8 protein-coding genes are annotated in these 8,230 nt (G+C 58.6%); 4 read left to right on the top strand and 4 right to left on the bottom strand.

Going from position 1 to position 8,230, the window contains the following annotated elements:
• The first annotated feature begins 656 nt into the window (after nucleotides 1-656).
• From repC to FS320_RS33495, 4 genes are all read left to right on the top strand, one after another.
• Nucleotides 657-1,811 carry a plasmid replication protein RepC gene (gene repC, locus FS320_RS33515; protein ID WP_152716730.1) on the top strand — a complete coding sequence of 385 codons (1,155 nt, stop codon included), beginning with the start codon at nucleotides 657-659 and terminating at the stop codon, nucleotides 1,809-1,811.
• A 154-nt stretch (nucleotides 1,812-1,965) separates the two neighbouring features.
• Complete coding sequence (locus tag FS320_RS33510; RefSeq protein WP_152716729.1) at nucleotides 1,966-2,217, top strand: WGR domain-containing protein; 252 nt, start codon at nucleotides 1,966-1,968, stop codon at nucleotides 2,215-2,217.
• Between the two features lie 599 nt (nucleotides 2,218-2,816).
• Entirely contained in the window at nucleotides 2,817-3,035 is a 219-nt protein-coding gene (locus FS320_RS33500; RefSeq protein WP_152716727.1) for a hypothetical protein, read from the top strand.
• A 121-nt stretch (nucleotides 3,036-3,156) separates the two neighbouring features.
• The gene (locus FS320_RS33495) at nucleotides 3,157-3,516 is read left to right on the top strand and encodes a DUF3572 family protein (protein ID WP_152716726.1); all 360 of its coding nucleotides are present in this window, start codon (nucleotides 3,157-3,159) and stop codon (nucleotides 3,514-3,516) included.
• A 135-nt stretch (nucleotides 3,517-3,651) separates the two neighbouring features.
• On the opposite strand, the gene FS320_RS33490 is transcribed toward FS320_RS33495, so the two are convergent.
• The 4 genes from FS320_RS33490 to FS320_RS33475 all read right to left on the bottom strand — a co-directional run.
• Nucleotides 3,652-4,266: a peptidoglycan-binding domain-containing protein gene (locus tag FS320_RS33490; protein ID WP_152716725.1), complete on the bottom strand. Its 615-nt coding sequence runs from the start codon at nucleotides 4,264-4,266 to the stop codon at nucleotides 3,652-3,654.
• A gap of 1,010 nt (nucleotides 4,267-5,276) precedes the next feature.
• Nucleotides 5,277-5,762 carry a ribonuclease HI gene (rnhA, locus tag FS320_RS33485; RefSeq protein ID WP_152716724.1) on the bottom strand — a complete coding sequence of 162 codons (486 nt, stop codon included), beginning with the start codon at nucleotides 5,760-5,762 and terminating at the stop codon, nucleotides 5,277-5,279.
• A gap of 635 nt (nucleotides 5,763-6,397) precedes the next feature.
• A complete protein-coding gene (locus FS320_RS33480) occupies nucleotides 6,398-7,696 on the bottom strand; it encodes a PDDEXK nuclease domain-containing protein (RefSeq protein WP_152716723.1) in 1,299 nt (432 codons plus the stop codon).
• A gap of 166 nt (nucleotides 7,697-7,862) precedes the next feature.
• Nucleotides 7,863-8,230 (bottom strand): transposase (locus FS320_RS33475; protein ID WP_192926373.1); only part of this gene is annotated, 368 nt, incomplete at its 5' end.

The following is an 8,230-nucleotide window of genomic DNA, read 5'->3' as shown; positions in this document are numbered from 1 at the left end:
AGTGTCATTCTGGAGCTATCTTGGCGATAGACTGGGAATTGCTGATGCGCCAGCCGTCCCGCGCCTGGCAGATCTGGTCAGCGACCGCTGCTCCTTAGCGTGATCGCCAACGGTTTTGCCCCTATTACGGCTTTTTGCGCTAATTGATTCTAAGAAAAGGAGTTTTCCAACGGAGAATCCAGTTATTGTGAATGGATTCTTGCGCTCCGACTCCACAGCCGTCTCAGAATCGGTCATTCCTCGTATCGCTACGAGCAATATGGGTAGGCACCATGGCTGATGCTGCGAGTCGCAATCGAACTCAACGTCTCCGTCAGACACGTCGGGAGAGGGGAGACCGGGAAACCAATGTTTGGCTTCCTCGGGAAATCGGCACTGCGATTGACGAAGCCGTCGATAGCGGCCTCTTCCCCTCGCGCCAAGTCGCAATCACTCATGCTCTCGAAGCAGTCTTTGTTCGTAAGGAGCTAAAGACCGTGACGTAAACCAGGCAAAGCAAAAGGCCCACGAAGCGGGAACTTCGAGGGCCTTTGGAGTCCACCGAGGGGTGGGCATTTGAATGTCTAACACCGTTCTTATGCCATCCCGACAAACTGACTGTCAAGAGCATCGGTTTCGGTGAACGCTCCCGTTTTGCCCTCAACATGGAGGGTACGATGCAGCTTGCATCGTCAGGAGGCCGGCGGCTGAGACATGCCGCTCTGGCCGCAAGGAAGCTTGCGCTCGAAGCCGAGCGCACAGTCACACGAAGAGAACTCTCGGCGGCTGCCCGGGACGCCAGCAAGGCCCTCGACCTCAGGCCAGCCCAGCGGGCGGTGCTGTCCGAGCTCGTGGCTTGCTGGGGCGAGCAGGAGTGGGAGCGGCTGCTCGTATGGCCGTCGAACGACTACCTCATGAGCCGCACCGGCCTGACCGAGCGTGCGATCCGACGCATCCTGCGCCAGCTAATTGATCTGCAACTCATCGCCCCCAAGGACTCGCCCAACGGCAAACGCTATGCCGTCAAGGACTTGTCTGGGCAGGTGGTCGATGCCTTTGGTCTTGATTTGACCCCGATCTACGTCAGAAGAGGGGACTGGGCCGTGATGCTCATGGAGCAGAAGCAGCTGCGGGAGGTGAAGAAGCGCGCCTTTGATGAGGTCACCATCTGCCGGAGGGCCACCGAAGAGGCTCTGAGCGCCCTGGCGGAGCATTTCCCCGAGGTTGATCGCGCTCAGTTCGAAGGTGAGCTGAAGACCTTGCAGGCCCGCACGCCAGCCCGATCCAAGGTGACGCTGCCGGCCGATCTGCTGGACGCCTGGCAGCTGTTGAGAACTCGTGTTGAGGAAGTCTTCTATGAAGCGGGCAATGCCGGACTCGGAGTCCGTCACATTAATAACAACAACGGATCTCCTAGTGAAACTTGTAACAAGGGCTTTCCGACGAAAGCTGAGGCGGTTCGTTCAACCGAACAAACGTCAGAGCACCTATCACCGGAATTGATCCTTGAGGCCTGCCCCACCCTCAGCGACTTCGGCCAGCCCGTGCGGGATCTGGCGGATATCGTCTCCGCCGGCCGTTACCTGCGCGCCTCCCTTGGGGCGCATGAGAGCGCCTGGGCCGAGGCGGTGGAGGACATCGGGACCGTCAGGGCAGCCATTGCGGTGATCTACGTGCTGCAGCTCTACGAGGACGATGCCGCCAAGAACGGCGGCGAGAGCCGGATCAAGAACCCGGGCGGCTACTTCCGCGCGCTGACCCGCATGGTGAAATCCGGCAAGATCGACCTTGCCGTCGAACTCCTCGCCATGAGGAGGCGAAGAATGGCGTAAGGAGAGAACCATGTGCGTCGGGAGGACGACGGGCCAGCGTGCCTGGGTTCGGAGAGCGGCAACAGCAGGGCGCATCACGGATGTGAATCGTTGGTGCGCAAAGGATTCAGGATTTTGATTGGACCGCGTCCAGAGGCCCGCGCGACACTGGCGCATGGCTCACGACACGATCCACTATCTGGTCCTGCACAGGCGTGATCCAAGCTGCAACATGGCTCGCTACTATATCCTGTCGATCGCGCCCAGCCTGTTTGGGGATGCGACCTTGATCCGTGAGTGGGGCCGCATTGGCCGACCAGGCCAGCGCAGGGTCGAGCTCTACGAAAACCAGTCCTGCGCCGTGGAAGCCCTCGAGACCTGGCTCCAGCGCAAGCGGCGACGCGGCTATCTGCTCCAAGGCGGGTAGAGCAGGGGGACAGGGGAGCCTGGATCGGTCTCAGCGCGGGATCTTGAGCAACTCGTCGACAGCTGCGGGAAAGCCGCACGTCGATCTATGCTATAGCGGGATCAGAGCTTCAACAGTGACCGCATTTGATACGATCCAGCGGGCGCTGGGAGGATGACGCTGAATGGACGAGAGTTTCTCGCCGACCATTTTCCTTTACGGCATGGCCCTCGTGCTTGCCGTCGGAAAGGCGTTCACGTTGACGATCTGGCGGACCCTTCCGAAGCCTAGACCAGGGCTGAAGCAAGAGATGCTGCAGGCATGGGAGGATCGCAGGCTCCGGAAACGGGCTGTAGAGAGCCAGGTTCCGCATCCTCGAACCGAGCCGACGGCGGACGAGCCCACGAAAAATGCCGGGGCGGCTAAGGGGGAGCCACACACCATAGTGCCAGCTTCAGAACAGGTTTCAGCAACACGCCCAAAGTCCAACCCAGCTCCTGAAAACTAGCTTTGGAGATTGCAGGCAGCTCAAGCTATCTCAGGTTGATCGGACTTCTCTGCGTAGATTCGGCGAGCGGTACAATCTCGATGACTACGAACCAGAAACCCTGGTCGATCTCGTGGAACGGATCGAGTGCAAGTATCGAGCGGCTTTCGCCGATCCTTATTGGCAGCGCCGCCCAAAGGTCATGGTGGTCGCCAAGCTTTTCCGCCGCAATCGCAATGCCTCGCCTCGAGTAAGGCTCGTCTACAACCGCCGCAATCAGGTAATCGTGATGGTATTGCCGCTGTGGCTGGACCCAAATCGACCACATGGCCTCAAGGTTCTCAAAGTTTGAACCATCCGGTCTGGAGCAATTGTCCTTTAAGTGACAGAACCGAAAGGCCAGGATACCTGCGCCGGGATCTTCAGCATTGTATATCAGAGTGCAGCAGGACTGGCAGCGAGGGAGGACGGAAATGACCGAGACATTCCAGGGCAGGATCATCGCTGGCCGGAGCGACGCCGAGAGTGTTGCCATTCAAGTCCTGAACTTCATCGTCGCGGACGTCGATCGGATCATCCGGTTTCTGAACGTCACTGGCCTCCAGCCCGAGACGATCCGGGCGTCGGCGACAACGCAACATTTCCTGCTGGGCGTCCTTGAGTATGTGGCAAAGGACGATGAGCTGCTGAAGGCAACCGATCAGGAGCTCATGGTCCGGCCCACCGCGATCCTAGCGTCTATCGTGCATCTCTCGCCGGATCCCGAGGCAAAGCGGGCGGATAAGAAAGTTGACGCAGCCCCTCAGCTGCCGAGGCGCAACCTGTTCCACTAAAGCGGCAGCCATCCAGCTGATGGTTTGGGCTCACTCCTGATAACCGGGACTTATCGGGAGTGAGAGCGGTGGCTCAAACCTCCTGGAGCAGGCTACCTACCCGCTGTAAGCGATGTAAGAATACCCGCAAAAGGACTATTGAGTTACCGAGGCAGTGTGGGTTCGCAAAGCCTGCAGAGTCGCAATTCCAAGTTTTCCCGTGACGGGAAGGCCTTTGGCTCGCTCAAAGGCTTCAACGGCTTTGCGGGTCGAGGAGCCTAACAACCCGTCAGCTTTTAGTTTTCCATACCCGAAGTCAACAAGCGCTTCCTGCGCCGTGCGGATCTCCTGCTTGGAAAGACGAATAGCGGACGTCGTGCTGACCGTGGGACTTTCCGTCATAGCTATAGGCTGATCTGACGGTCCGGTTAACTGAAGGCGGGTTTGCTCCATCGCTTGACTCACGGTTGCCCGCAGGGAGTCCAACTGCTGGAGTTCTTCGGTTGCTGCTTCGATCCGCACCAGCATGGTGTTCAGATCTTGGCCGGCCAGGGTTTTTTGCTCATTTGCTTTCGCCAGCCGATCACGCTCTGCGGTGACAGTCTCAATCTGCTGACGGAGTTGCGAATTCTCACGCTGGAGAGTGTGCTCCTCAGATCCTGTAGCCAGGACGGAGTACACGAATAGGCCCCAGCCGACGGCCGTAGCAGCCAGGAGGCCTTTGCCTGTTGCACCGAGCTGCAACCTGACTTGGTTCTTCACATACCTCATGAGCTTACTCGCGGATCGTTAGCTGAATTTCTGAGAATGTTGTGTGCTCACATCAGCTCCGCATTGGGTCGAGCTTGTGGCACAATTTAGCCCAGGCGACCCCTTGGATTGGCATGGTTAATCAATCGTAGCTTTGAGCAGTTCGTGCCTGTTGGCAGACCGCTTGTTGGAGGATGCCCCGAAGCGGCTTGGATCGCCGTGCGCTGTTCCATGAGGCCGGTGATCTGATAGGGCTCTCAATTCGGGTCGCGATATCCTGACGGGCAGTCGGGTGGAGCCACATAGCGCGTCGTCTGGATGCGAGAGGTTATCCATATTGAGAAACGCCCTCGCTGAGGAGGGGGCGCTTTGGTGCCTGATCGCGCCACCCGGGCTGATACGGAACGTGCCCAGCAAGTGTGATTTGCAACTGCCAAGGTTCATATTCAGTTCCTAGGACCGATCTTAAGCGGCCTGACGAGGTCTGACCAGGGCCCATCCTCAATCACTCGACGTATGGAACATCCTCGGGCACACGTGCGGCTGGGCCAGAATAGACGCTCCGGCGAGGCGCTCGGCCGATCCAAGGTTCTGCGGTTTCTATCTCGCCTGTAGGGTCACAAACGTGCTCCCGCCTGACAACCTCTTCTCCGAAGCTGTTGATGCGCCGTCTTACAGCGGTTCGGCACCTCTCGCTCTCAATGCCACGGGACGGATCTGCGTAGAGGTTACGCTCATAGGTCCGCTCGGTCCCGCCATAGCGGTCATACTGATACTCACTGTAGGAAACCTCGGTACCGGTCACGCATCCACCGAGCAACGCTGCAGCGGCGATCAAGGTGGCAGCGGGACTTGCTCGTTTGAACCAGCTCAACATGGGAGCCTCCCTGTGTACGCTGGCGACACCGACAGACATCGTCCAGCCTCACAGGGAGTATCGGGTGGAAGCCTTGAACCGTATCTGAACGGTTCAGCTATCATCACAGGTTAGGAGATGAGCCTGTGGATGGAGATCATCATTTCAGGGGCCACTATGAGGCTATCGCCGCTTCAGCGCTCTCCGCTTCGGCTTCACCTCCTGCCGCAGCTCTCACGGCTTCCCAATTAGCGAGGCTATCCACCCGTTCGTTTTCGGGGTGGCCAGCATGACCCTTCACCCACTTCCAGGTGATCTGCCGACCGACCATCAAGGCATCCATCTGCATCCATAGATCCTGATTCATGACCGGCTTGCCGTCAGCCTTGCGCCAGCCTTTGGCCTTCCATCCGCGAAGCCACTCGGTCGCACCCTTGATCACGTACTGACTGTCGCTGTGAATCACGATAGGGAGATCCTTTGAGACAGCTTCAAGGGCCTTGATGGCTGCTGTCATCTCCATCTTGTTGTTCGTCGTTGAGCGGTCTCGGCCAACGATAATCTGCTCGTCACCTGCAATAGTGATCACTGCAGCGTATCCACCTGGGCCAGGGTTTCCCAGGCATGCGCCGTCCGTGAAGATAACGGCTTGGTTGGTCATATGGATTTCTCGATAGGTTCGTTAGGGAATAATGGATTGCCTCAGTGAGCAAACTGGAAGGGCATAGAGCAGGGGAGGGTTTAAAATCCCCTGACTGGATGCTGGCGATCCACAAAAGGGGTCTCGCCAAACGACAAAGCCTGTCGGCAGGAGCCTCAAGCAGCTTCTGTGACATGGAGCAGTCAGACTATTTTTCCAGCGAGTTGCAGTCTTGGGTGGTATCGTCAGATATATAGGATTTCCTGAGGGAACGTGATGGACGATCAGAGGAAGGAACTTCGTAAGCTCATCGCACAACTCCGGCTCGTTCAAGGGGTTCGTTCGACCACGCGCGAGTACCGCAATTTGGACGAACAGAATGATGCAAGGACAGTCTTGGAGGCATCTGGCCTTCAATTCACGAACCTGTACCACAGAGGCGAAAGGAGAGATCCACCTGACTGTGAGGTGGAGATCGACGGTTTTCATTGTGGGATTGAACTGACTGAGTTCGTCCACAGACAGCAGTACATCGGTTGGAATGCATGTCCGTGGGCAAGAATACTTTTGCACAACAAGGGCTCGCAGGGCACTTTGAGCCGGGACCATCTGTCAAAGTTGAACTTCAACGATTAAGTTTCACCGACGCCGAGTGGTCAGGGGCCATTCAAGCGCTTCAGTGTCTCCAAGAGCCGCGTGCCGACCTCTATGGCTTGCTCGGCTGCGACTGGATCAACATCGATGCCGTGTGAGGCCTGGTTCATCGCCTGCAGTGCGACCTCAAACTCACCCGCGCCTTCCAGGGCGATCCCATGCTGCTCCACCTCCTGGAGCATAGGACCGATTCCTATGATGCCAGTGCTTTGGCCGCGTGCTTGCAGCAGCATGCGCAACTCGCGCTCGATCTCGATCCGGAGCTTCACAGCCGACATCAAGGGGAATTCGCGGGCCAACTCCTCGGCAGTCGGCAAGTTGCCTTGGAGCTGACTTGGAAGCGAGGGGGAGAGCCGATACTCAGCGACACCCATTGGTTTGGCGGAGTCGCGCAAGGCATACTCCACCACAACCGCATTCTTTCCCTTGCAGAGGATGATCCCAATGCTCGGTCCGTCAGTTTCGTGACGAAGCTGGTCGTCGACGGCTGAGAGATAGAAGTTCATCTTGCCGGCGAACTCCGGCTTGAACTCCTCGATCTTGAGTTCGAGAACAACAAAACAGCGCAGGCGCAGATGGTAGAACAGCAGATCGAGGTAGTAGACCTGGCCACCCACCTGAAGCGGATATTGGCTGCCGACGAACGCAAAGCCTTTGCCGAGTTCAAGGATGAGCGATCGGAGATGGTCCAGAAGGCTGCGCTCGAGTTGCCGCTCGGACATGTCTGGACCGAGTGCTAAGAAGTCGAAGCTGTAGGGATCCTTGACCAACTCTCTGGCGAGCTCTGATTGAGGAGCGGGCAGGGTCCGTTCGAAATTGGTGATGGCTTTGCCCTGGCGATGATACAGGCCGCTTTCGATCTGGTGGACCAGGATGTTGCGGCTCCAGCCATGCTCGATGGCTTTGCGGGCATACCAAAGACGCTCTGTCGGATCCTTCACGGCCTCGACCAAGCGAACATTGTGGCCCCACGGCAATCGTGCAACAACCTGTTGCACGATCTCCTGATCAGGATAGGCCTCGGCGAACGCCCGCATGTATTTGAGGTTTCGCCCCGAAAGGCCGGTCATCTCCGGGAATGCCCGCCGCAGATCTTCGCCGAGCCGGTCGATCACGCGAGCTCCCCAGCCTTCTGTCGCCTGCCGGACGAGGATGTCGCTGCCGATGCTCCAGTAGAGAAGGATCAGCTCCTGGTTGACCGCGACAGCGGCCCGAAGGCGGGCGGCACGGATCCGCTCCTTCAGCTCGCTCAGAAGTGCTGTGTATCCGTTGAGTTCCGGCGTGGGAGGTATACGCACCATGGTATGACTTTAGCCGTTCCTATTCACCAGAGTTTGTTTCGGGGCCTATTTGGTAGCGCGGGCGTGCCGATCCGCTGCGTTTCTTTCACCGCGGCAAGGTCTGGAACGTGGGGAACGCGTTGGCAGGGACGGGATGGGATGACCGGGGCGATGGCAGCCCCGGCGCTCAGGGCGAGGCCGCCCGGGGCTGGGGTGCCAGAGCGCTCGCAAGACGCCGGACGAGATCCGCTTCCGGACAGCACGAGGCAAAGGCCAGTCGGATGCGGCTGGTGGTTTCCTGCACCCGCACGGCGATCTTGAGCAGGCGCAACCGCAGCGTTGCGAACTCCGCCCGGGCGAGATCGCGTGTCGCCGGAATGGCCTCCCGCACGGACAGCATCAGCCAGTAGGCGGCCGTGTGCAGTACGAGCCGGACCTGGTTGGCCACGGCGCGCCGGCACGAGGTCCGATCGGAGGCGAGTTGCGCCTTGTGGAACTTGATCCAGTTCTCTGCCTGGCCGCGGGCACAATACAGGTTCTCGTAGATGACGCGCG

Source organism: Microvirga tunisiensis, assembly GCF_009296175.1.
Classification (GTDB): domain Bacteria; phylum Pseudomonadota; class Alphaproteobacteria; order Rhizobiales; family Beijerinckiaceae; genus Microvirga; species Microvirga tunisiensis.
The sequence above is the reverse complement of the archived record's forward strand: the minus strand, read 5'-3'. Positions and strand labels throughout refer to the sequence as shown.